Below are 24,339 nucleotides of genomic sequence, written 5' to 3'. Positions count from 1 at the left end.
GCCACGGACCCTCACCGTGGAGCCGGGAGTCCCTCCCCGCCGCGGCCGAAACCGATGGTGGGCACGGCCCTGCGCAGCGGCCAGTCGCGGCCGGCGGCGGGCAGCAGGTCGTCCAGGAAGGCGTAGCGCTCCAGGGCGGCGGGGTCCTGGCCGGCGCAGCCGCGTACCTGCTGCCACCAGCCGGCGATCTCCGTCCAGCCGGGGGCCGAGAGCGAGCCGCCGAACTCCTGCACCGAGAGGGCGGCGGTCAGCCCGGCGAAGGCGATGCGGTCGGCCAGGGGCCAGTCGGCCAGGGTGCCGGTGACGAATCCGGCGACGAAGACGTCGCCCGCCCCGGTGGGATCGAGCGCCTCCACCGCGATGGCGGGGACCGAGGCGGCGGCCCCGGTGGCCCCGTCCACGGCGTAGGCCCCCTCCGCGCCCAGCGTGACGACGGCGAGCGGGACCCGTTCGGCCAGCGCGTGCGCGGCGGCGCGGGGGCAATCGGTACGGGTGTAGCGCATGGCCTCCTCGGCGTTGGGGAGGAAGGCGAGGCAGTGGCCGAGGCCGGGCAGGGCGTCCAGGTCCCAGCGGCCGGTCTCGTCCCAGCCGACGTCCGCGAAGATCAGGGCGCCGTCGCGGGCGGCGGCGGCCACCCACGGCTCACTGCGGCCGGGGGTGAGCGAGGCGACGGCCGCGCGGGCCCGGGGCGGGCGGGTGGGGAAGGCGCAGCCGGGCAGGGGGACCGGGGCCTCGTGGCCGTGCGAGACCATCGTGCGCTCACCCTCGTAGGCCATGGAGACGGTGACCGGCGAGTGCCAGCCGGGGATCCGCCGCGAGAGGGACAGGTCGATGCCCTCCCCCTGCTCCAGGGCGTCCCAGCAGTACTCGCCGTAGTGGTCGTCGCCGAACGCGGCGGCGAGCGAGGTGTGGAGTCCGAGCCGGGCGAGCGCGGTGGCCATGTTGGCGACGCCTCCGGGGCTGGACCCCATGCCCCTGGCCCAGGACTCGGTGCCGCGTACGGGCGCGCTGTCCAGGCCGGTGAAGATGATGTCCAGGAAGACCGTGCCGGTGAGGAAGACGTCGCAGGCCGGGTCCTCGGGGACACGCAGACCGAGCAGCGGGTCGATGCCTGGGTTGTCTGTGCTCACCGTGCGCCTCCTGCCGTGGCGGATTACGAACCTGCGGATTCCGGCCAGTGTGCCCGATACGCCGGAGCGCCCGGTAAGCCCGTGCGCGCCCGGCCCGCGGCCAGGTCACCGGTTCACCTCGTCCCCTGACACACCTTCCCCGACCTGCGAAAACCTGGAGAGCTACCCGGAGGTCACGGCTCTAAACCAATCTGTGATCTAGATCACATAGAGTCGTCTTTCCGTCCGCTGTGCGTACTTGATACAAATTGGCCCGCGAGCACCGTTCGGGACCGTTGACGACGAGTGCCGCGTTTCCCGCTTCTTCAGGCTTGCGCCTCCTTCGCCTCACCCTCCCCTGCCTTCTTCTGCCTGCTCAGGCATGTCTTCAGGAACGCCCATGTCCTCGCGCCCGCGCGCCGCGTGGCCCCTGGTCGCCGTGTTCACCGCCGGTTACCTCGCCGCCTATCTGCTCCCCACCGTCGTCGGCCGCCTCAGCGTCTATCTGGGGCTGACCACCGCCCAGGCCGGGCTGGTCGGCAGCGCCCTGCTGCTGAGCTCGGCCTCGGCCGGTTTCGCGCTCGCGGGGCGCGTGGAACGGTACGGGGCGCGCAGACCGGCGCGTGCCGGGCTGGTGCTCGCCGTGCTGGGGTACGGCTGCGCCGCGCTGAGCGGCTCGGTGCCGCTGGTGGTCGCCGGTGTGGTGGCCGGCGGCCTCGGTTCCGGCACGGCCACCGCGGTCGCGGCGGCGGGCATCGCGGCGCAGCGCGACCCGCACCGGACGTCGTCCCTGGGGCTGCTGAGCGTCTCCGCGACGGCCGGGGTGCTCTACCTGACGATCCCCCACCTCGGCGGGGGGCACCGGCTCCCGTTCGCCTCCATCGCCCTGGTCGCCCTGCTGGCCTGGCCGGCCACCGCGCGTCTGGACGGCGGCACGCCGGCCGGTGCGGCCGCGGCGGCCCGGGGGCGGTTGCCGCACCGGCGCTCGGGCCTGGTGCTCGCCGCCGGCATGCTGGTGTGGTCCATGGCGCAGAACGCCCTGTGGGGGGTGAGCAGCCGTATCGGCGTCGAGCAGGTGGGGCTGTCCGAGGTGACCATCGGCGTGGTGTTCGCCGCGGCGCTCGGCGCCGGACTGCTCGGGGTGGCGGGTGCCGGGATGCTGGGCGCCCGGCTCGGCCGCGCGGTACCGATCGGCGTCGGGACGATGGTCATCGCGGGGAGCATCGTGCTCAGCTCGTCGGCGGACGGCCTCGGCGCCTTCGCGACCGGCGAGATCCTCTGGAACGCCTTCTACCCGGTGGTCCTGTCCTATCTGATCGGGCTGGCGGCCTCGCTGGACGTACGGGGCCGCTGGGCGGTCCTGGCGGGGTCCGCGTCATCCGTCGGTACGGCCTGCGGCCCGGTGCTGGGCAGCGTGCTGTCCCAGCAGGCGGGCTACACCGCGATGGGGCTGATCCTGGGCGCGGCCACCCTGCTGGTCGCCGCCCCGGTCACCGCCGTCGCCCTGCACACCGGCGGCCGTCCGCTGGTCCCCGGTTCGGTGCGGCGCCGGGGCGGCGCCCCGGCGGCCCTGCTGGCCGCCACCACGAACAGCCTGCCCGGCGCGGTGCCCGAACTGGGCGCCCCGGAGCAGGCCGTCGCGGAGATCGACGTGCCCGCGCTGCGGCGGAGGCGGCTGGTGCGGAGCGCGTTCCGTACGGCCGGCGGGGCCGGGCAGGGCGGGCGCCCGTAGCGGGGGCCCGCCCGCCGGGCCGGGAACCGGCCCCTCCCGAAGGCCGCCGGACGGCCGCTCAGTCGAACTCGTAGGCCTCGACCTCGGCGAGGTAGCGCGCCCTGCGCTCCTCGTCGTGGTCGAGGAAGGCCGCCTCGAAGGAGTTGCGGGCCAGGGTGCGCAGCTGTTCACGGTCCAGACCGAGCGCCTCGTGGACGGCGTGGAAGGTGTCACCGACGTATCCGCCGAAGTAGGCCGGGTCGTCGGAGTTGACCGTGCAGAGCAGTCCGGCGTCCATCATGGCGGGCAGCGGGTGCTCCTCCAGTACCCCGACGGCGCGCAGCCGGACGTTGGACAGCGGGCAGAGGGTCAGCGGCACCCGGTCGGCGACCAGCCGTGCCACGAGTTCCGGGTCCTCCATGCAGCGCAGGCCGTGGTCGACGCGTTCGACGCCGAGGACGTCCAGGGCCTCGCGGATGTAGGCGGGCGGGCCCTCCTCGCCGGCGTGGGCGACCTTGCGCAGGCCGAGGGCCGCGGCCGCCTCGTACACCTCGCGGAACTTGGCGGGCGGGTGGCCGACCTCGGCGGAGTCGAGGCCGACGGCGCTGATGCGGTGCAGATACGGTTCGGCGGCCCGGAGGGTCGCCAGGGCCGATTCGGCGGACTCGTCCCGCAGGAAGCACATGATCAGCTGGGTGGAGACGCCGTGCTTCTCCTCGGACGCCTCCAGGGCCCTGCCGAGTCCCTCGATCACGGTGCCGATCTCCACGCCGCGGGCCGTGTGGGCCTGCGGGTCGAAGAAGATCTCCGCGTGGCGGACGCCCTGGGCGGCGGCGCGGGCGAGGTAGGCGTCGGCCAGCTCGGTGAAGTCGTCCTCGGTGCGCAGCACCGTCATCAGGGCGTAGTACAGGTCGAGGAAGCTCTGGAGGTCGTCGAAGAGGTAGGCGGTACGCAGCTGCTCGGTGTCCGCGTAGGGCAGTTCGACGCCGTTGCGCGCGGCGAGCGTGAAGGCCAGCTCGGGTTCGAGGGTCCCTTCGATGTGGAGGTGGAGTTCTGCTTTGGGGAGGTGCACGGGGTTCTCGTAACTCGTCACTGGTGGCGGGTGGGTACGGGGACCGTGATCAGGTCCCGGGCGATGGTCAGTTCCCCTTCGAAGCCGGCTGCCCTGGCCTGTTCCTCGAAGACCGCGGGGTCGTGGTAGCGCTGGGAGAAGTGCGTCAGCACCAGGTGCCGTACGCCGGACTCCTTTGCCACCCGGGCCGCCTGGCCGGCGGTGAGGTGTCCGTGGTCGGCGGCGAGGCGGCCGTCCTCGTCGAGGAAGGTCGACTCGATGACCAGCATGTCGCACCCCTCGGCCAGGGCGAACGCGCCGTCGCAGAGCCGGGTGTCCATGACGAACGCGAACCGCTGCCCGCGCCGGTGCTCGGACACCTCGTCCAGTGTGACACCGCGCAGCTCCCCCTCCCGCTGGAGCCGTCCGACGTCGGGTCCGGTGATGCCGTGGCCGGCCAGCTTCGCCGGGAGCATGCGGCGCCGGTCGGGTTCGGTGAGGCGGTAGCCGTAGGACTCGACCGGGTGCGAGAGCCTGCGGCCCTGGAGGGTGTACGCGTCGGTGACGGCGAGGACGCCGCCCTCGCCGTCCAGCGGCACCCGGTCCAGCCCGACGGTCTCCCGGTAGGCGGTGGCGTACCGCAGCCGGTCGAAGAAGCGCTGCCCGGAGGCCGGGTAGTGGGCGGTGACCGGGTGCGGCACCTGGTCCAGGTTGATCCGCTGGATCACCCCGGCGAGGCCCAGGGCGTGGTCGCCGTGGAAGTGGGTGACGCAGATCCGGTCGATGTCGTGCGCGGCGACGCCGGCCCGCAGCATCTGGCGCTGGGTGCCCTCACCGGGGTCGAAGAGGATGCCCTCGCCGTCCCAGCGCAGCAGGTAGCCGTTGTGGTTGCGGTGCCGGGTCGGGACCTGGCTGGCGGTGCCGAGGACGACGAGTTCGCGTACGGACACGAGAGGGCCCCGGACCTAGCCGGGGGGCCACTGCAGGCCGCGGCCGCCGAGGACGTGGGCGTGGGCGTGGAAGACGGTCTGCCCGGCACCGGCGCCGGTGTTGAACACGATGCGGTAGCCGGTCTCGGTGAGCTTCTCCTCCACCGCGATCTGTCCGGCCTCGCGCAGCACGTCGGCGGCGACCAGCGGTTCGGCCGCGGCGAGGGAGGCGGCGTCCGGGTAGTGCGCCTTGGGGATGACCAGGACATGGGTGGGGGCCTGGGGGTTTATGTCGCGGAAGGCGACGGTGGTGTCGCTCTCGCGCACGACGGTCGCCGGGACGTCCCCCGTGACGATCTTGCAGAACAGGCAGTCGGTCTGCGGCTCTCCCGCCATGGTCCGGCCTCCTCGGTCGCGTGGTGAGCGGTCGTACGCGCGGTGCGGGGCACTCGCGTGCGACGCGCCCGGTGGGCGTGCTCTCGGTACCCCGGCATGCTATCCGGCTCCGCGCCCCGAGCCCGGCGCGGGCCGCGACGGGCTCGGGGGGGTCCGGGGGCCGCGGCGGACTCCCGGTGCCGGGCCCCGCGGGATCCGGGGGCTCCCGGTCGCTGGGCCCGGCGGGACCCGGGGCGGGCCGCGGCGGGCCCGGCGGGATCCAGGGCGGCCTGCGACGGGTCCGGCGGGACCCGGGACGGACCGCGGCGGGTCCGGGAGCGGGCTGCGGCGGGTCCCGGGAGCCGCGGCGGGTCCCGGGACCCGGGCCGGGGTCAGCCCCAGCGGCCCGTGCGCCCCATCAGCAGCGCCGCGGCGGCCGTCCCCGCGGTCGAGGTGCGCAGCACGCTCGGGCCGAGCCGGTAGGCCGGGGCGCCGGCTTCGGCGAAGGCGGCGAGCTCCTGCGGGGAGACACCGCCCTCCGGGCCCACGACCAGCACGATCGAGCCGCGGGCGGGGAGTTCGGCGGTGGCGAGCGCGGCGCTCGGGGCCTCGCGGTCCTCGTGCAGGACCCCTGCGAAGTCCGCCCCGGCCAGCAGGGCTGCGATCTGCTTGGTCGTCATCGCCCCGGTCACCTCCGGGAAGCGCGTCCGGCGCGACTGCTTGCCGGCCTCGCGTGCCGTGGTGCGCCACTTGGCGAGTGACTTGAGGCCGCGGTCGCCCTTCCACTGCGTGATGCAGCGCGCGGCCTGCCAGGGCACGATCACGTCGACCCCGGTCTCGGTCATCGTCTCGACGGCGACCTCGCCCCGGTCCCCCTTGGGGAGGGCCTGGACGACGGTGACGCGGGGTTCGGGGGCGGGGTCCTCCTGGACCGGGCCCACCTCGACGACCAGGCGGTCCTTCCCCTCGGCCGCGCGGACCAGGCCCCGGGTCCAGCGGCCGTGCCCGTCGGTGAGGACGACCTCCTCCCCGGGGGCCAGCCGCTTGACCGATACGGCGTGCCGCCCTTCCGGGCCGTCCAGGACGAACTCCGGCCCTCCGGGCAGCTGTCCGACGACGAAGACCGGTGCGGTCACCGGGCGCTCCTCCCACTCACGGCCGCGGCTGCGGCGTCCATTTCCGCGACGAGCAGTTCCACGAGTTCACCGGCGGGCAGCGCGCGTGCCATCCGGTGGCCCTGGCCCGCCCACAGGGCCATGCCCTGCGCGTCCCCGGCCAGGGCGGCGGCCTTGCGCAGGGGGCCGGTCATCCGGTGCACCTGCGGATAGGCGGCCGGGGCGCAGGCCCCGTGCTCGCGGACGAAGCGGTTGACCAGCCCGCGTGCGGGGCGGCCGGAGAAGGCCCGGGTCAGGGCCGTCGTCACGAACAGCGGGTCGGTGAGGGCCTGTTTGTGCAGCGGGTGGGCACCGGACTCGGGGCAGGGCAGGAACGCCGTCCCCAGCTGCGCGGCCTCGGCCCCGGCGGCCAGCACCGCGGCGATCTGGGAGCCGCGCATCAGCCCGCCGGCCGCGACGACCGGGATCCGGACGCTCTCGCGGACCTCGGCGAGGAGGCTGAGGAGCCCGGTCCCGGTGAGCCCGCCTTGCGGGTCGTCCCGGTGCGTGGAGCGGTGGCCGCCGGCCTCGGTGCCCTGGACGCAGACCGCCTGGGCGCCCGCCCGCCGGGCGTCGCGGGCCTCCTGGACCGAGGTGACCGTCACCATGGTGAACGTACCGGCCCCGGCCAGCGCGCCGAGGACCTCGGGCGCGGGGCAGCCGAAGGTGAAGGAGACCACGGGCACGGGGTCGTCGAGCAGGATCGCGATCTTGGCCTCGTAGCCGTCGTCGCCGTCGCCCCCGGGGTCGCCGGGCGGGGTCCCGTACCGGACGGCCTCGTCCGCGAGCCGCCGGCGGTAGGCCTCGACGGCGTCGGTGCCGGCGGGCGGGGGCTGCGGCATGAAGAGGTTCACGCCGAAGGGCCGCCCGGTCATCCCGCGCAGCCGCCCGATCTCGTCGCGCATCCCGTCGGCCGTCCTGTAGCCGGCGGCGAGGAAACCGAGCCCTCCGGCGTCGGAGACGGCGGCGGCCAGCGGCGGACCGGAGGCACCACCGGCCATCGGGGCCTGTACGACGGGGTAGCGGCAGAGGCCGTTCAGCGCCAGGGACATGGACGAATCGTCCCACGTCCGGTGGGGCGTACCGAATGCGGCCCGGAGGCACCCCGGCGTACCGGGGTGCGCCCCGGTCCCGCCCCGGGCCCGTCCCCCGCCGGAACGCGCCGCGCCGCCCGCCGGTACGGGACCGGCGGGCGGCGCGGGAAGGGCGGGACCGGGGTCAGCGGCCGTTGAAGGCGTCCTTCAGCCGGGAGAACAGGCCCTGCTGGCCCGGCTGGAACTGCCCGGTGGGCCGCTCCTCGCCGCGCATCTGCGCCAGTTCGCGCAGTACGCGTTCCTGCTCGGGGTCCAGCTTCGTCGGGGTGGTCACCTCGACGTGCACGATCAGGTCGCCGCGCCCGCCGCCGCGCAGGTGGGTGATGCCCCGCCCGTGCAGGGGGACCGACTGCCCGGACTGGGTTCCGGGGCGGATGTCGATCTCCTCCAGGCCGTCCAGCGTCTCCAGCGGCACCTGGGTGCCGAGGGCCGCCGCCGTCATCGGGATGGTGACCGTGCAGTGCAGGTCGTCGCCGCGGCGCTGGAACACCGGGTGCGACAGCTCGTGGATCTCGACGTACAGGTCGCCGGCCGGGCCGCCTCCGGGGCCGACCTCGCCCTCGCCCGCGAGCTGGATCCGGGTGCCGTTGTCGACACCCGCGGGGATCTTCACGGTCAGGGTGCGCCGCGAGCGGATGCGGCCGTCGCCGGCGCACTCCGGGCACGGGGTGGGCACGACCGTGCCGAAGCCCTGGCACTGCGGGCAGGGGCGCGAGGTCATGACCTGGCCGAGGAAGGACCGGGTGACCTGGGAGACCTCACCGCGGCCGCGGCACATGTCACAGGTCTGCGCGGAGGTGCCGGGGGCCGCCCCCTCGCCGCTGCAGGTGGTGCAGACGACGGCGGTGTCGACCTGGATGTCCTTGGTCGTGCCGAAGGCCGCCTCGTTGAGGTCGATCTCCAGCCTGATCATGGCGTCCTGGCCGCGCCGGGTGCGCGAGCGGGGCCCGCGCTGCGACGCCGTGCCGAAGAAGGCGTCCATGATGTCGCTGAAGTTGCCGAAGCCGCCGGCCCCGAAGCCGCCGGCGCCACCGCCGCCGCCCGAGGCGGACAGCGGGTCGCCGCCGAGGTCGTAGACCTGCTTCTTCTGCGGGTCCGACAGCACCTCGTAGGCGGCGTTGATCTCCTTGAACCGCTCCTGGGTCTTCGGATCGGGATTGACATCCGGGTGCAGCTCGCGGGCGAGCCTGCGGAATGCCTTCTTGATCTCGTCCTGGGACGCGTCGCGGCGCACGCCGAGTACGGCGTAGTAGTCCGTGGCCACTTACGACTCCGCCAGGATCTGTCCGACGTAACGTGCCACTGCGCGTACCGCTCCCATCGTTCCGGGGTAGTCCATGCGGGTCGGTCCGACCACGCCGAGTTTGGCGACTGCCTCGTCGCCCGAACCGTAGCCGACCGCGACGACGGACGTGGAGTTGAGGCCCTCGTGGGCGTTCTCGTGCCCGATCCGTACGGTCATGCCTGAGTCCTTGGCCTCACCCAGCAGCTTCAGCAGCACGACCTGCTCCTCCAGTGCCTCCAGCACCGGCCGGATCATCACAGGGAAGTCGTGCCCGAAGCGGGTGAGGTTGGAGGTGCCGCCGATCATCAGCCGCTCCTCCGTCTCTTCGACCAGAGTTTCGAGGAGGACGGACAGGACCGCGGACACGGCCCCCCTGTCCTCTGCCTCGAAGGACTCCGGAAGGTCCTGCACCAGCTGCGGGACGTCCGCGAAGCGGCGCCCCACGACCCGGCTGTTGAGCCGGGCACGCAGATCGGCCAGAGAGGTCTCGCCGAACGGAACAGGACAGTCGATCATACGCTGTTCGACCCGGCCGGTGTCCGTGATCAGGACGAGCATCAGCCGGGCGGGGGCCAGCGAGAGCAGTTCCACGTGGCGCACCGTCGAACGCGTCAGCGAGGGGTACTGCACGACGGCGACCTGCCGGGTCAGCTGCGCCAGCAGCCGGACCGTACGGCCCACGACGTCGTCCAGGTCGACCGCGCCGGCCAGGAAGTTCTGGATCGCGCGGCGCTCCGGCGACGACAGGGGCTTGACGCCCGCCAGCTTGTCGACGAAGAGCCGGTACCCCTTGTCCGTGGGGATGCGCCCCGCGCTGGTGTGCGGCTGGGCGATGAAGCCCTCGTCCTCCAGCACGGCCATGTCGTTGCGGACGGTGGCCGGGGAGACTCCCAGGTTGTGCCGCTCGGTCAGCGCCTTGGAGCCGACGGGCTCCTCGGTGCCGACGTAGTCCTGGACGATGGCGCGCAGTACCTCGAGTCTGCGTTCGCTGAGCATCGCGCACACCTCCAGCTGTGGTTCTCCGGTGCCTGCCTGGCACTCTGTGCGGGCGAGTGCCAACAACTCCCCGGTCAGTGTACGGGGGCGGGGCGGTCCGGGGGCAAGGGCGACCGGCCACGCCGTCGCGGGAGGGCGCGGGCCGTCCCGATAGCGTCGCCGTATGGACGTCTCTTGGGAAGACCTCGGCTGGGAGCGGTTGGGCGACGGTGTGGGCCGCAGGCGCCTTCCCGTCTGGGACGCGACCGCCGCGCTGGTCGCCGGGACGGAGGGGGTGCTGCTCCACGACACGGGTTCCTCGCTCCGGGAGGGGGCCGAGCTGCGGGCCCAGGCGGAGCGGCTGCTCGGCCGGAGGGTGACGCACATCGCACTGAGCCACCCCCATTTCGACCATGTCCTGGGTACCGCGGCCTTCGCCGGGGCGGAGGTCTACGGGGCGGTCGGCACGGCGGAGCTGCTGGCGGAAGGCGCCGCCCGGCTGCGGGAGGACGCGGTGCGCCACGGGATGGGCGAGCACGAGGCCACGGCGGCGACCGACGCGCTGGTGGTCCCGCGCCACCAGGTGAGCGGCGAGTGGACGCTCGACCTGGGCGGCGGCCTCCAGGTGCTGCTGGCCAACGTGGGCCCGGGGCACACCGGCCACGACCTGGCGGTGCTGGTGCCGGGCTCTCCCGTGGTGGTGCTCTGCGGCGACCTGGTCGAGGAGTCCGGGGAGCCGCAGGCGGGCCCCGACGCGGTGCCCCGCCGCTGGCCGGCCGCGCTGGACCGGCTGCTGGAACTGGGCGGTGAGGACGCGCTGTACGTGCCGGGGCACGGGGCCGTGGTGGACGCGGCGTTCGTGCGGGCCCAGCGGGACCGGCTGGCCGAGCGGTTCGGCGTGTCGTGACCGGGGCGCGTCGTATCGTCGGCGCATGCGCAGCTACCAGCCGGATCTGACCCCTCCGTGGAAGAAGCCGTCGGCCGCCCCCGAGGTGCCCGCCGAGCCCGATCTGGTGGTCGAGGAGGTGACGACGGGTTTCTGCGGTGCGGTGATCCGGTGCGAGAAGACGGCCCAGGGGCCGACGGTGACGTTGGAGGACCGTTTCGGCAAGCACCGGGTGTTCCCGCTGGAGCCGCGCGGCTTCCTGCTGGAGGGGAAGGTGGTCACCCTGGTACGCCCGTCGGCGGGCGGCCCGGCCCGCCCCTCCCGTACGGCGTCGGGCTCGGTGGCGGTGCCGGGGGCGCGGGCCCGGGTGGCGCGGGCGGGCCGGATCTACGTGGAGGGCCGGCACGACGCCGAGCTGGTGGAGCGGGTCTGGGGCGACGACCTGCGCATCGAGGGCGTGGTGGTGGAGTACCTGGAGGGTGTCGACGACCTCCCCGCGGTCGTCCGCGAGTTCGCCCCCGGCCCGGACGCCCGGCTCGGGGTGCTGGTCGACCATCTGGTGCCGGGTTCCAAGGAGTCCCGTATCGCGGCCGGGGTCACGGGTCCGGACGTGCTGGTGGTCGGGCACCCGTACATCGACGTGTGGGAGGCCGTGAAGCCCGCTTCCGTGGGCATTCCCGGCTGGCCGGCGGTGCCGCGCGGCCAGGACTGGAAGACCGGGGTGTGCCGGGCGCTGGGGTGGCCGCCGAACACCGGTGCCGCCTGGCGGCACATTCTTTCCAAGGTCCACTCCTACAAGGACCTGGAGCCCCAACTCCTCGGCCGCGTCGAGGAATTGATCGACTTCGTCACTGTTCCTGCGTGATGTCCCGGGTCCGTCGAAGAGGATCCGGTACCGATCGGGATGATTGCCTGCGCCACATGCGCACCATCGGTTATTGAGAGGTGAGGCGAGGAGTTGGACGGCAGCTTCTGAGGAGCTGGACGGGCTGGGGCCCTTCCTCCGGATCGCGGGACCGATCCTGTTCGCGGGCCCCGGGGAGGCAGGGGGCGGATGGCACGCGAAGTGTGGCGGGACAGTGCGGAGAACGAGGCGGCGTCCGCCGTCTTCCACCTCGTACAGGAGCTGATCGACCAGTACCGGGTCAACCGGCCGGTGATGCCGCTGGTGGTCGCCCAGGCCGCCGACGCGGGGGCCGGTGCGGACATCGACGGCCGGGTCGAGCAGATCGTCCACCTGGTCCACCGGGCGAACCGGCTGCGCCGGGTCCCGGTGAAGATGCCCCACGGGTCCGGGGGGACCCCGTACGAGGCGGCGCTCTCCCTGGTGCGGGAGCTGACCCGTGAACCGTGGGAGACCCGGGGCAGCTCGCAGTACAAGCCCTTCTCCTTCCCCCGCTCCCGTCTCCTGGACGCCATCGAGCAGGCCGCCTCCGCGCTGCCCGGCGGCCTCCCGCCCCGGGTCCGCGACGAGCGCATCCTGGCCGAGCTGCGGCGGCTGCGCTGGCGGGCGTCCGCCTCGGGGCCGGGCACCTGGTGGAGTTCGCTGATCGCGTCGGTGCGGCCGGAGACCTTCCTGGGGGCCGTGTTCATCGCCGTACTCAGTGTGCTGCTGGGCGAGATCGGCTGGCTGCTGACCGTCCTGGTCGCCGTGGGCGCCCTGTGCGGTCTGGCGGTGGCCCGGCTGGTCACCACGGCGGCCCCGCCGCTGCTGTGGCTGCGCCGGGCCAGCCGGTGGCTGGCCACCACCTCCTCGCTGGCCGCCTCCAGCACCGGTTATCCGTCCGACGGCTGGTCGCGCTTCTCACCGAGCCGCTCGTGGCGGGTGATCCAGGCGCGGGCGGCGGCGGTCGCCGGACGGGTGGCCGACGCGCGGGCGGGCGACGCGCACGCGTGCCAGTTCCATCTGGAGCTGCGGGTGCAGGCCCTGCTGGAGGACCTGCTGCACAACTACCGGCCGCACGCCTGGGACTGGCGGCGCGGCAAGCGCACGGTCCCGCCGGTGGTGCTGCTGCCCACCGCCACCCAGGACAACGGCGGCGTCCTGCTGATCAACGCGATCAACAACGTGCGCTCCCGTCGCAGCGAGGTGGACCCGCTGCTGCTCCTGGCCTCCTTGCCGGCCGCGCAGATCATGCGGCACACCCCGCCGCTGCCGCCGGAGCCCGCCCCGCACAGCGGCGCCAGGTCGGGGGCGCGCGCCCGTTACGAGGCATGGGTCGACGCGCTGAGCGTCGGGCAGGCGCCCGCGGCGGCGGTGTCGCTGGCGTGGGTGCTGCGGCTGCCGCTGTCCACCGGGCAGCTGACCCACGAGCACGCCCACGCCCAGCTGGTCACCCGCCGGGTGCACCGCACCTGGGCGTGGTGGGTGATGTCACGGACGACGGTGGCACTGGCGCTGGTCGGGGCGCTGCTGGGGACCTTCCTGTGGAGCGAGCACTGGAAGGCGACGTACTGCCACGGTCCGCTGACCGGCCGCAGCACGGACGCGGTCCTGCTGGAGGGCCCCCGGGGGGCCGAGGAGTGCGTGGGGGTGGCCACCGTGCCCGAGGTGCGCTTCGCGAAGGGCAACTCCCTGGAGCTGAGAGGGGTGGGCGAGGGCGTCACCTTCGACCGGATCGAACGGGCGGTCAGGGAGCAGAACGCCGGTATCTACCCCGGTGACGACTTCGTCACCATCGTCTACGCGGGCCCCCTCACCGGCACGGGCAGGAACCGGGAGGACACCCGCAAGGGCCTGGAGGAGCTGACCGGCGTCTACCTCCACCAGCGCTTCGTCAACGAGACGGCGAACCGTTCCGTCAAGCTGCGGGTCCTGACGGCCAACGGGGGCCAGGACATGCTGCGGCAGACGGAGGCCGTAGAGAAGATCATCGAGGTGGCCGAGCGGGACCCGTCGGTGGTCGGGGTGGTGGGGCTCGGCCGGAACACCACCCAGAGCGCCGAGGCCACCGGGATGCTCCAGCGCGCCGGGCTGCCGCTGGTGGACACCACCAACTCCGGCAGCGACCTGGCGAGGCGGTACTCCAACTACTTCGGTCTCGCCGCGACCGACGAGGAGCAGGCGAAGGCACTGGGGCTGATAGCCGGACAGCTCGCCGGGCGCCTCGACCACCCGCAGGCGGTGGTCCTGTCCCGGAAGGTGGGCAACGAGGACAAGGACCGCTATACCGCCGAGCACCGCCGGGTGGGCCTGGAGATGCTGCGCGAGGCCGGGTTCACGGTGACGGCGGACACCCGTTACTCCCTCGCCCGGGACGGCGGCTCCGCCGATCTGGACGCCCCGCTGCACGAGATATGCGGGGCCGAGCGCGTCCCCGACGCCCTGTACTTCGCCGGCCGGGTGGAGGACGTCAACACCCTGATGTCCGGCCTCGGACAGATCGAGGGCTGCTCGAAGAAGGACATCACCGTGTTCGCGGGCGACGACATGACCAAGGCCCGCTTCGACGACTCCACCAAGCTGGCCGAGCACGTCACGCTCTACCACGGCTCGCTGGCCCCGATGAACCGCGGCGGCGGCCGGACGTTCTACGAGGACTCGCGCAAGGCCCTCCAGGACCTCCTCCCGGACGGGCGGCCGGTCCCGCCGCTGCCGGGGGACCGCCCCGCGTACGAGGACAAGCTGTTCGCCGGGGGCCAGACGGTCATCTCCTACCAGGCGACGGCCGCCCTGTACGCGGCGGCGGCCCGCGGCGACGAGCCGCAGAGCGCGGCGGAGACCTGGGCCACGCTGTACTCGGTCGCCCTGCACGACATGCCGACCGGGACCGTGACGTTCCGGGGGACGATCCCGTACGCCGACCAGAAGGTGCACGGCCTGAACATCGTGCGGGTCACCCTGCCGGGGCCGGACGCCCGGACGGACATCGTGTGCGGGCGTGCGGCGGGTTCACGGGTGGAGCTCACCGCTGCGATGTGCCCGGTGGAGTGACCCGGGCGGCGGTGGCCGGTGGCACGTGAGCCGTGGCCGGCAGATTCCCCGGGCCGGGTCGGCGGGCGGGCACCGCGGCCCGCGGATTCACCGGGTCGGGTCGGGTCGGCCTACGGTCGCCGGGCCTTGGGCCGGGTCGGCGTACACCCCGCGTACGCGGGGCGGGGGCGGCGTGCGTCCGGTGTGCGCGGGCCGGGTCGGCGTACGTCCGTTGTGCGCCCGGTGTGCGCGGGCCCGGACGCGAGGGGCCGCAGCCGTGTGCCGGGGCTCCGCACCGCGTCCGTGCTCCGGCGTGCGCCGTCAGTCGACGAGGTCCCGGACCACCGCGTCGGCCAGCAGCCGCCCGCGCAGGGTGAGGACCGCCCGGCCCTCCCCGAACGGACCGGCCTCCAGCAGCCCGTCCGTCACCGCCCGGCCCGCCGCCGCGAGCCCGGCGGGCGCGAGCAGGGACAGCGGGCACCCGTCCCGCAGCCGCAGTTCCAGCAGGATGCGCTCCACCCGCCGGTCCTCCTCGGTGAGGATCTCGCGGCCGGCCCCGGGCGAGCGTCCCTCGCTGAGCGCCTGGGCGTACGCCCCCGGGTGCTTGACGTTCCACCAGCGCACGCCTCCGACGTGGCTGTGCGCCCCCGGGCCCGCGCCCCACCAGTCGGCCCCGCGCCAGTAGAGCTCGTTGTGCAGGCAGCGGCCCTCGGGCGTACGGGCCCAGTTCGACACCTCGTACCAGGAGAAGCCCGCGGCGGCCATCGCCTCGTCGGCGATCAGGTAGCGGTCGGCGTGGACGTCGTCGTCGGTCATCGGGACCTCGCCGCGCCGGATGCGGTGGGCGAGCCGGGTGCCCTCCTCGACGATCAGCGCGTACGCGGACACATGGTCGGGCCCGGCGCCGATCGCGGCGTCCAGGGAGGCCCGCCAGTCGTCGTCGGACTCGCCCGGCGTGCCGTAGATCAGGTCCAGGTTGACGTGGTCGAACCCGGCGGCGCGCGCCTCGGCGACACAGGCTTCGGGCCTGCCGGGGGTGTGGGTGCGGTCCAGGATCTTCAGGACGTGCTGCCGGGCGCTCTGCATCCCGAAGGAGATCCGGTTGAAGCCGCCCTCGCGCAGGGCCTCCAGATAGGCCGGGCCGACCGACTCCGGGTTGGCCTCGGTGGTGATCTCCGCGTCCTCGGCCAGGCCGAACTCCTCGCGGATCGCGGCCAGCATCCGGACCAGGTCGGCGGCGGGCAGCAGCGTCGGCGTACCGCCGCCGACGAAGACCGTGCGGACCTGCCGGGGGTCGTCACCGAGGACCTTGCGGGCCCGGCGCACCTCCTCGGTGAGGTGGGCGGCGTAGTTGTCCCGGGAGGCGAGTGCGCCGCCGGAACCCCGCAGCTCGCTCGCCGTGTAGGTGTTGAAGTCGCAGTACCCGCAGCGGGTGGCGCAGTAGGGCACGTGCAGGTAGAAGCCGAGCGGCCGGCCGGCGGCGCCTTCCAGGGCATGGCGGGGCAACGCCCCGTCGTCGGGCACGGGCTCACCATCGGGCAGTACGGAAGGCATACCGTCCATTGTCACCCGGCGCCGGACGTTTCCTCCCCGCCCCCGGCCGGGGCCGTCCCCCCGCCCCCGGCCGGCCCGGTCCGGGTGTCCCCGGCCTCACCGACCTGGAGCACCAGCAGTGCGAGGTCGTCGTCGGGCGGCTGCTCGGCGAAGCCGTGGACGGCCTGCCTGATCCGTTCGGCGATCGCGTCGGCCCGTAGTCCCGCACAGCCGGCCAGGACGTGCGCGAGCCCGTCGCCGTCGTCGAACATCAGCCGCCCCGAGCGCCGCTCCGTCACCCCGTCGGTCACGCAGAGCAGGCTGTCGCCGGGCTCCATGCCGAAGCTCTGGCTCTCGTACGCGACGTCCTCGACGACCCCGAGCAGTACCTGCGGTTCGGCGGCCGGGCGTACGGAGCCGTCGGGGCGCAGCAGCAGCGGCAGGGGGTGTCCGGCACTGGCGACGGTGCAGCGGACGCCCCCGCCCGGCAGCGGCACGATCTCGCCGTAGAGCAGGGAGAGGAAGCGGGACTGGGTGCCGTCCTGGAGCTGCTGTCCGCCCGCGGCGGCGACCATCAGCGCGGCGGCCTCGGCCGCCTCCATGGCGTCGTCGAGCAGCAGGCGGTTGAGCCGGTCCAGGACCTCGCCGACGCCGAAGCCCTCCCGGGAGAGCAGCCGCAGCCAGGGCCGGGCCAGCCCGGTGACGACGGCGGCCTCGGGCCCGCTGCCCTGGACGTCGCCGAGCACGAAGCACCAGCGGCCACCGGGGCACGGGAAGAGGTCGTAGAAGTCGCCGCCGACCACGCCGTCGTCGCCGGGCTCGTAGACCAGGGCGCTGGTCACACCGGGTATGTCGGCGACCTTGCTGGGCAGCAGGCCGCGCTGGAGGATGCGGCTGATGGTGGCCTGCCGGGTGTAGGCGCGCGCGGCGCCGACGGCGAGGCCGACCCGGCGTACGAAGTCGGCGACCAGGGCGGCGACCTCGCCGGGGAAGTGGGTGACGCCCTCCCGGCCGACGAGGACGGCGCCGAGGGTGCGCCCGCCGGAGGAGATGCCGTGCGCGAGGACGGTGCCGGGGCCCGCGTGCCCCTCCGGGACGTCCCGGGGCCACGGCACGGGGACGGCGCCGGGTCCCACGCCCGCGGGTAACCGGAACGGTTCCTTCTCCAGCGCCGGGCGCAGCCGCTCGGCGATCTCCGCGTCCCGGTGCCAGACCCCGGCGAGCCGTGGTGCGGCCCCGGGCCCGCCGCCCTCGCTCTCCAGCCAGACGGCGCACCAGTCGGCGAGCCGGTCCACCACCAGCCGGCCCGCCGTCGCGGTCACCTGTTCCTCGTCGAGCAGACCGGCGAGCAGGTCGGACGCCTCGGCCAGGAAGGAGAGCGCCCCGCGCCCGGCCAGCAGGGCGTCCCGCCCGTCCTGCGCCCCTTCGGTCTCCCCCGCTCCCCCGGCCTCCCCCGCCGTCCCGCCGGTGGCGGCCCCGGGTGCGCGGGTGGCCGGGGCGCCGGCCGCCGGCCCGGTGAGGGCACCGGCCGGCGGGGGCACCGCGGGCAGGCTCTCCCACGCGTCGGCGGGGAGGCGGGCCCACACCGTCTTGAGACCGGTGCGGTAGGTGATGCCCCAGGACTCGGCGAGGGTGGCGACGAGCTGGAGCCCCCGGCCGTACTCGGCGGGGTCCGGGCGCCCGTCCGTCTCGTCGCGTACCGAACGGGCTGGGTGGTGGTCGGTGATCTCCAGGACCAGAGCGGCGGGCTCGGCGCCGGACGCCTCCTCCAGGCGGAGGAGCAGTTCGACCGCCGTACCGGCGTGCACGACGGCGTTGGTGACCAGCTCGTTGGCCACGGTCACCGCGTCGTCGACGACGCGGTCGCCGAAGCCCCCGGCGCGCGGCAGGCCGAGCGAGGCCCACTCGGCCAGGGCGGCCCGGACGAACCGGCGGCCCGCGGAGGAGGCCAGCGGGATGCCGGGCAGGCTCGTACGGGCAACCGAACGAGGGTCGTCGCCCTGACCGGCGACGGTACTTCCGGGACGGTGCACGATGTCCCGCTGCAAGGGGATGGGTCCCACGGTGCGGCTCCTGACGGTCTCGCGAAACGCCGCTGACGTTTCAGGACCTTCCGCCCGGCTCGCGCCGCGAACGAAAGGCCCCGGGAGACAGAGTGACAGACCGGGCGCGCCCATAAGCACCGAGTGACGCAACAGGTTCCCCCGGAACGGGGAAGGGCCGGACCCGGCGGGTGCCTCCGCCCCCGTCCGGCCCGGCCCTGACGTGCGTGCCCGAAGCCCCGGGCCGCCCGCGCCGCGCGGTGTTACGCCTCGCGCGAACCCTCGTACATCTCCTCGATGAGGCCCTTGTACTCGCGCTCGACGACCGGCCGCTTCAGTTTGAGGCTGGGGGTCAGCTCGCCGTGCTCGATGTCCAGGTCGCGGGGCAGCAGCCGGAACTTCTTGATGGTCTGCCAGCGCTGCAGGCCCTCGTTGAGCCGCTCCACGTACCCTGCGATCAGCTCGACGGTCTTCGGGGAGGCGACCACCTCGGCGTAGGACCTGCCGCCGAGGCCGTTCTCCTTCGCCCAGCCGAGGACGGTCGGCTCGTCGAGTGCGATGAGCGCGGTGCAGAAGTTCCGGTCGGCGCCGTGGACCAGGATGTTGGAGACGAACGGGCACACCGCCTTGAACTGTCCCTCGACCTCGGCGGGGGCGATGTACTTGCCGCCGGACGTCTTGATGAGGTCCTTCTTGCGGTCGGTGATCCGCAGGTAGCCGTCCTGGGAGAGCTCGCCGATGTCCCCGGTGTGGAACCACCCGTCCGGCTCCAGCACCTCGGCGGTCTTCTCCGGCAGCTGGTGGTAGCCCTCCATGATCCCGGGGCCGCGCAGCAGGATCTCGCCGTCGTCCGCGATCCGCACCTCGGTGCCGGGCAGCGGCTTGCCGACGGTACCGGTGCGGTAGGACTCGCCGCGGTTGACGAAGGAGGCGGCGCTGGACTCGGTGAGGCCGTAGCCCTCCAGGATGTTGATGCCCGCGCCGGCGAAGAAGAAGCCGATGTCGGGGGCGAGGGCCGCGGAGCCCGAGATGCAGGCGCGGAGCTGTCCGCCGAAGGCCTCGCGGATCTTCGCGAAGACGAGGGCGTCCGCGATCCGGTGCTTGGTCCGGAGGCCGAGCGGGGCGGACGCCCTGCCGGTGCGGCGGAAGTTGTCCTGGGAGACCCTCGCGTACTCCCGGCCCACCCCGGCCGCCCACTGGAAGATCTTGTACTTGGCGCCGCCGCCGGCCCGCGCCTTGGAGGCGACCCCGTTGTAGACCTTCTCGAAGATCCGGGGGACGGCGGCCATGTAGGTCGGCCGGACGAGCGGCAGGTTCTCGATGATCTTGTCGACCCGGCCGTCGACCGCCGTCACATGGCCGACCTCGATCTGGCCGGAGGTGAGGACCTTGCCGAAGACGTGGGCGAGCGGCAGCCAGAGGTACTGGACGTCGTCCGCGTTGATCATCCCGGTCGCGACGGTCGCCTTGGCCATGTACGACCAGTTGTCGTGCGGCAGCCGTACGCCCTTGGGGCGGCCGGTGGTGCCCGAGGTGTAGATCAGTGTCGCCAGCTGGTCGGAGGTGATCGCGGAGACCCGCTCGGTGATCACGTCGGGGTTCTTCGCGAGGTGCTCGGCGCCCCGCGCCTCCAGCTCGGCGAGCGTGAGCAGCCAGCCCTCCGGATCGCCCTTTGCGGGCTCCGCGCCGGCCGGGTCGATGACCACGACATGGCGCAGGTGCGGGAGTTCCGCCCTGGCCTCCCGCGCCTTCGCCAGCTGGGCGGCGTCCTCCGCGATCAGGACACGGCTCTCGGAGTCGGCCAGGATGAAGGCGGACTCCTCGGTGTTGGTCGAGGGATAGACCGTGGTGGTCGCGGCACCCGCGCACATCACCCCGAGGTCGACGAGGATCCACTCGACCCGGGTGGAGGAGGCGAGCGCCACCCGCTCCTCCGGCCGTACGCCCAGGGAGATCAGACCGGCCGCGACGGCGTACACCCGGGTTGCGGCTTCGGCCCAGGTGAGCGACTTCCACGCGTCGGGCCCCTGCCCGGAGGCCGGCGGGACGGGGTAGCGGTACGCCTCACCGTCCGGGGTGGCCGCCACGCGGTCGATGAAGAGGGTCGCCACGGAGGGCGGCCGGCTATCGATCAAGGTCTGTGTGTCGCTCACGACGTCCTCCGGGCCTGCGGCGCTGCTACGACCGGCTTATCGATGCTGCTGCTTGTCTTCCTGCTGTGCGTTCCCGCTCGGCCTGCTTGCTTAACTGGCGAGTAACTAACGGGGTGCTGATCAGACTAGAGCGCACCGGTCTGCGGCGTAAGGGGCTACAGGCCGCCGCTTCATAACGAACAGGCCCCCGGGCCGGGTCCCGGACGGCGGGCAGGCCCCCGGGCCGCGGGATGCGCGGCCCGGGGGCCTGCCGGGCGGGTGAGCGGGACCCGGGGGCGCCGGGCCGGCCGCACCGGCCCGGGGGTGCTGGCCCGGGAGGCCGGTCCGGGGGCGGCGGGCCCGGGGTGCGGGCTACTTCTTGGCCTTGCCCTCGCCGGCCGACTCGTCGGTGGACAGGACCGAGATGAACGCGTCCTGCGGCACCTCGACGCTGCCGACCATCTTCATCCGCTTCTTGCCTTCCTTCTGCTTCTCCAGCAGCTTCCGCTTACGGGAGATGTCACCGCCGTAGCACTTGGCGAGGACGTCCTTGCGGATGGCGCGGACGGTCTCACGGGCGATGACCCGGGAGCCGATGGCCGCCTGGATCGGCACCTCGAAGTTCTGCCGGGGGATGAGCTTCTGCAGCTTGGCGACGAGCCGGACACCGTAGGCGTACGCCTTGTCCTTGTGGGTGACCGCGGAGAACGCGTCCACCTTGTCGCCGTGGAGCAGGATGTCGACCTTGACGAGCTGGGCGGCCTGCTCGCCGGTGGGCTCGTAGTCGAGCGAGGCGTAGCCCCGGGTCTTGGACTTCAGCTGGTCGAAGAAGTCGAAGACGATCTCGGCCAGCGGCAGGGTGTAGCGGATCTCGACCCGGTCCTCGGAGAGGTAGTCCATGCCGAGCAGGGTGCCGCGCCGGCTCTGGCAGAGCTCCATGATCGCGCCGATGAACTCGCTGGGCGCCAGGACCGTGGCCCTCACGACCGGCTCGTGCACCTTGTCGATCTTGCCCTCGGGGAACTCGCTCGGGTTGGTGACGACGTGCTCGGTGCCGTCCTCCATCTCGACGCGGTAGACCACGTTGGGGGCGGTGGCGATGAGCTCCAGGCCGAACTCGCGCTCCAGGCGCTCGCGGATCACGTCGAGGTGCAGCAGTCCGAGGAAGCCCACACGGAAGCCGAAGCCGAGGGCGGCCGAGGTCTCCGGCTCGTACACCAGGGCGGCGTCGTTGAGCTGGAGCTTGTCCAGGGCCTCGCGCAGGTCGGGGTAGTCCGACCCGTCGAGGGGGTAGAGGCCCGAGAACACCATCGGCTTGGGGTCCTTGTACCCGCCCAGCGCCTCGGTCGCGCCGTTGCTGAGGCTGGTGATGGTGTCACCGACCTTGGACTGCCTCACGTCCTTCACGCCGGTGATGATGTAGCCGACCTCGCCGACGCCGATGCCGTCGGCCGGGGTCATCTCCGGGGAGGAGACCCCGATCTCCAGCAGCTCGTGCGTGGCGCCCGTGGACATCATCCGGATGCGCTCACGCTTGTTGAGCTGGCCGTCGACGACCCTGACGTAGGTGACGACACCGCGGTACGGGTCGTACACCGAGTCGAAGATCATCGCGCGGGCGGCCTCGTCGGCCCGGCCGACCGGGGCGGGGATGTCACGGACGACCCGGTCGAGCAGGGCGTCCACGCCGACACCCGTCTTCGCCGAGACCTTCAGCACGTCCTCCGGCTGGCAGCCGATGAGGTTGGCCAGCTCCTCGGAGAACTTCTCGGGCTGGGCGGCGGGCAGGTCGATCTTGTTCAGCACCGGGACGATGGTGAGGTCGTTCTCCATCGCCAGGTAGAGGTTGGCGAGGGTCTGCGCCTCGATGCCCTGGGCGGCGTCGACCAGCAGGACCGTGCCCTCGCAGGCGGCGAGGGACCGGGAGACCTCGTAGGTGAAGTCCACGTGGCCCGGGGTGTCGATCATGTTGAGGATGTGGGTCCTGCCCGTCTCCTCCCCCTCGGTGGGGGCCCACGGCAGACGGACCGCCTGGGACTTGATGGTGATGCCGCGCTCGCGCTCGATGTCCATCCGGTCGAGGTACTGAGCACGCATCTGCCGCTGGTCGACCACGCCCGTCAGCTGGAGCATCCGGTCGGCAAGGGTCGACTTGCCGTGGTCGATGTGCGCGATGATGCAGAAGTTACGGATCAGCGCCGGGTCGGTACGGCTCGGCTCGGGCACGTTGGTAGGAGTCGCGGGCACGCAGGGTCCTGATTCTTGAGACGCCGGACGCCGTGTCTCGGGTCGAAGTCGGGTCGGACGGATCGATACGTAGCCCCCATCGTCCCACGCCTGGGCGGCAGGGAGCGGTTTGGGCCGGTCGGAGGGTCACTGGTACCGTGGGCAGCTGTGCCTCGTGGCTCCTCGGAGCGGCGCGGCGCACCTAGAAGATCCAACGAACCTGAAAAGGCTCTTTCGTGGCGAACATCAAGTCCCAGATCAAGCGGAACAAGACGAACGAGAAGGCGCGCCTGCGCAACAAGGCCGTCAAGTCCTCGCTCAAGACCGCGATCCGCAAGGCCCGTGAGGCCGTCGCCGCCGGTGACGTCGAGAAGGCCTCCGTGGCCACTCGCGACGCTTCGCGGGCGCTCGACAAGGCCGTCTCGAAGGGTGTCATCCACAAGAACGCCGCCGCCAACAAGAAGTCGGCGCTGGCTGCCAAGGTCGCCACCCTCCAGGGCTGAGCTCGTGATGTGAACGCCGGGCAGGACACAGCGGGCCCTCTCTCCCGCTCCTGACCGGCACCCCGCGCCGCACACCGAACCTGCGTTCGCCACGCGGGTGCGGCGCACAACGTACGAACGTGAAGGCCCCGGGCCATCCTTCCCCAGGACACCGCCCGGGGCCTTCGCGCTGCCCGGGGTTCTCGCGGTACGGGGTTCTCGCGGTACCGGCGCGGGGATCAGCGATGCCGGGGCGGGGCGGGACGGCGAGGTGCCGCTGCCGGTGCCGGGCGGGCGAGCGCTGAAGGCCCGCACGGCTGACGGGCTCAGCTGTTCCGGCAGGCTCAGCTGTTCCTGCCGCTCGGCTGGTTCTCCGGCAGGCTCAGCGCCCGCCGGAACGGGCCGCGTGGGCCACGGCGACCACGGCCTTCTCCAGGGCGTACTCCGGATCGTCTCCACCGCCCTTGACCCCGGCGTCGGCAGCCGCGACGGCCCGCAGTGCCACCGATACCCCGTCGGGTGTCCAGCCCCGCATCTGCTGGCGCACCCGGTCGATCTTCCAGGGCGGCATGCCGAGTTCACGTGCCAGATCCGCCGGCCGGCCTCCACGGGCCGAGGACAGCTTGCCGATCGCGCGGACACCCTGGGCCAGGGCGCTGGTGATGAGCACGGGTGCCACCCCCGTCGACAGCGACCAGCGCAACGCCTCCAGCGCCTCCGCCGCCCGGCCCTCGACCGCACGGTCGGCGACGGCGAACGAGGACGCCTCCGCACGGCCCGTGTAGTAACGCCCGACGACGGCTTCGTCGATGGTCCCCTCGATGTCCGCGACGAGCTGGGAGACCGCACTCGCCAGTTCGCGCAGGTCGCTCCCGATGGAGTCCACGAGCGCCTGGCACGCTTCCGGGGTGGCCGAACGCCCCAGCGCCCGGAACTCCGACCGGACGAAGGTGAGCCGCTCCGCGGGCTTGGTCGTCCTGGGGCAGGCGACCTCGCGGGCCCCGGCCTTGCGCACCGCGTCCAGCAGACCTTTCCCCTTGGCCCCGCCCGCGTGCAGAAGCACCAGAGTGATCTCTTCGGCGGGCGCGGTGAGGTACGCCTTGACGTCCTTGACCGTGTCGGCGGAAAGGTCCTGGGAGTTGCGGACGATCACCACCTTGCGCTCCGCGAACAGCGAGGGGCTGGTCAGCTCCGCGAGCGTGCCGGGCTGCAACTGGTCGGGGGTGAGGTCGCGTACGTCCGTGTCGGCGTCGGACGCGCGGGCCGCGGCCACCACATGCTGCACGGCACGGTCCAGGAGCAGGTCCTCCTGGCCCACGGCCAGCGTGACGGGGGCGAGCGGATCGTCGGTGGAATTCCTTCTGGTGGCCATCGCCGTCCAGCATCCCACGCACCGGTGACAACGAACCGGGCACACCTGCCGGAACGGCCGAACCGGGCCG

The 24,339-nt window shown here is 73.3% G+C and carries 18 protein-coding genes; 5 read left to right on the top strand and 13 right to left on the bottom strand.

The window, feature by feature from the left end; genetic code table 11:
• Positions 1-11: 11 nt before the first annotated feature.
• Entirely contained in the window at positions 12-1,130 is a 1,119-nt protein-coding gene (locus tag CP967_RS23470) for a carbohydrate kinase family protein (protein WP_150489864.1), read from the bottom strand.
• 379 nt (positions 1,131-1,509) lie between these two features.
• On the opposite strand from CP967_RS23470, the gene CP967_RS23465 reads away from it, so the two are divergent.
• Positions 1,510-2,841 carry an MFS transporter gene (locus CP967_RS23465; RefSeq protein ID WP_150489863.1) on the top strand — a complete coding sequence of 444 codons (1,332 nt, stop codon included), beginning with the start codon at positions 1,510-1,512 and terminating at the stop codon, positions 2,839-2,841.
• A gap of 58 nt (positions 2,842-2,899) precedes the next feature.
• Here the strand turns inward: CP967_RS23465 and CP967_RS23460 are convergent, their stop codons facing one another.
• From CP967_RS23460 to hrcA, 7 genes are all read right to left on the bottom strand, one after another.
• Positions 2,900-3,892, bottom strand: a complete 993-nt coding sequence (locus CP967_RS23460; RefSeq protein WP_150492006.1) for an adenosine deaminase — start codon at positions 3,890-3,892, stop codon at positions 2,900-2,902.
• A gap of 17 nt (positions 3,893-3,909) precedes the next feature.
• Complete coding sequence (locus tag CP967_RS23455) at positions 3,910-4,821, bottom strand: ribonuclease Z (RefSeq protein ID WP_150489862.1); 912 nt, start codon at positions 4,819-4,821, stop codon at positions 3,910-3,912.
• A 15-nt stretch (positions 4,822-4,836) separates the two neighbouring features.
• A complete protein-coding gene (locus CP967_RS23450; RefSeq protein WP_150489861.1) occupies positions 4,837-5,196 on the bottom strand; it encodes a histidine triad nucleotide-binding protein in 360 nt (119 codons plus the stop codon).
• Between the two features lie 371 nt (positions 5,197-5,567).
• Positions 5,568-6,311, bottom strand: coding sequence for a 16S rRNA (uracil(1498)-N(3))-methyltransferase (locus CP967_RS23445; protein WP_150489860.1), 744 nt, complete (start codon positions 6,309-6,311; stop codon positions 5,568-5,570).
• A complete protein-coding gene (locus CP967_RS23440; RefSeq protein WP_150489859.1) occupies positions 6,308-7,381 on the bottom strand; it encodes a nitronate monooxygenase in 1,074 nt (357 codons plus the stop codon). Before CP967_RS23440 ends, CP967_RS23445 begins: the two co-directional genes overlap by 4 nt.
• A gap of 166 nt (positions 7,382-7,547) precedes the next feature.
• Positions 7,548-8,687, bottom strand: coding sequence for a molecular chaperone DnaJ (gene dnaJ, locus CP967_RS23435; protein WP_150489858.1), 1,140 nt, complete (start codon positions 8,685-8,687; stop codon positions 7,548-7,550).
• On the bottom strand, positions 8,688-9,704 hold the full coding sequence (gene hrcA, locus CP967_RS23430; protein WP_150489857.1) for a heat-inducible transcriptional repressor HrcA: 1,017 nt from the start codon (positions 9,702-9,704) through the stop codon (positions 8,688-8,690).
• Positions 9,705-9,867: 163 nt separating this feature from the next.
• Between hrcA and CP967_RS23425 the strand changes: the two genes are divergently transcribed.
• From CP967_RS23425 to CP967_RS23415, 3 genes are all read left to right on the top strand, one after another.
• A complete protein-coding gene (locus tag CP967_RS23425; RefSeq protein WP_150489856.1) occupies positions 9,868-10,590 on the top strand; it encodes an MBL fold metallo-hydrolase in 723 nt (240 codons plus the stop codon).
• A 25-nt stretch (positions 10,591-10,615) separates the two neighbouring features.
• Entirely contained in the window at positions 10,616-11,434 is an 819-nt protein-coding gene (locus CP967_RS23420) for a DUF3097 domain-containing protein (RefSeq protein WP_150489855.1), read from the top strand.
• Positions 11,435-11,623: 189 nt separating this feature from the next.
• Positions 11,624-14,503, top strand: a complete 2,880-nt coding sequence (locus tag CP967_RS23415; RefSeq protein WP_150489854.1) for an ABC transporter substrate-binding protein — start codon at positions 11,624-11,626, stop codon at positions 14,501-14,503.
• Between the two features lie 300 nt (positions 14,504-14,803).
• Here CP967_RS23415 and hemW read toward each other — a convergent pair whose 3' ends face one another.
• From hemW to lepA, 4 genes are all read right to left on the bottom strand, one after another.
• Positions 14,804-16,036 carry a radical SAM family heme chaperone HemW gene (gene hemW / locus CP967_RS23410; RefSeq protein WP_190175006.1) on the bottom strand — a complete coding sequence of 411 codons (1,233 nt, stop codon included), beginning with the start codon at positions 16,034-16,036 and terminating at the stop codon, positions 14,804-14,806.
• A gap of 11 nt (positions 16,037-16,047) precedes the next feature.
• The gene (locus tag CP967_RS23405) at positions 16,048-18,078 is read right to left on the bottom strand and encodes an ATP-binding SpoIIE family protein phosphatase (RefSeq protein ID WP_150489853.1); all 2,031 of its coding nucleotides are present in this window, start codon (positions 18,076-18,078) and stop codon (positions 16,048-16,050) included.
• A gap of 242 nt (positions 18,079-18,320) precedes the next feature.
• Positions 18,321-20,210 (bottom strand): AMP-dependent synthetase/ligase, encoded by a 1,890-nt coding sequence (locus tag CP967_RS23400; protein WP_150489852.1) that lies wholly within the window; start codon positions 20,208-20,210, stop codon positions 18,321-18,323.
• Positions 20,211-20,561: 351 nt separating this feature from the next.
• Positions 20,562-22,436 (bottom strand): translation elongation factor 4, encoded by a 1,875-nt coding sequence (gene lepA / locus CP967_RS23395; RefSeq protein WP_150489851.1) that lies wholly within the window; start codon positions 22,434-22,436, stop codon positions 20,562-20,564.
• A 215-nt stretch (positions 22,437-22,651) separates the two neighbouring features.
• Between lepA and rpsT the strand changes: the two genes are divergently transcribed.
• The gene (gene rpsT / locus CP967_RS23390) at positions 22,652-22,918 is read left to right on the top strand and encodes a 30S ribosomal protein S20 (protein WP_150489850.1); all 267 of its coding nucleotides are present in this window, start codon (positions 22,652-22,654) and stop codon (positions 22,916-22,918) included.
• A 361-nt stretch (positions 22,919-23,279) separates the two neighbouring features.
• On the opposite strand, the gene holA is transcribed toward rpsT, so the two are convergent.
• Entirely contained in the window at positions 23,280-24,269 is a 990-nt protein-coding gene (gene holA, locus CP967_RS23385; RefSeq protein ID WP_150489849.1) for a DNA polymerase III subunit delta, read from the bottom strand.
• Positions 24,270-24,339: the final 70 nt, after the last annotated feature.

This window comes from Streptomyces nitrosporeus (assembly GCF_008704555.1).
In the GTDB taxonomy this organism is placed as follows: Bacteria; Actinomycetota; Actinomycetes; order Streptomycetales; family Streptomycetaceae; genus Streptomyces; species Streptomyces nitrosporeus.
This window is presented reverse-complemented; position numbering and strand designations above follow the sequence as displayed.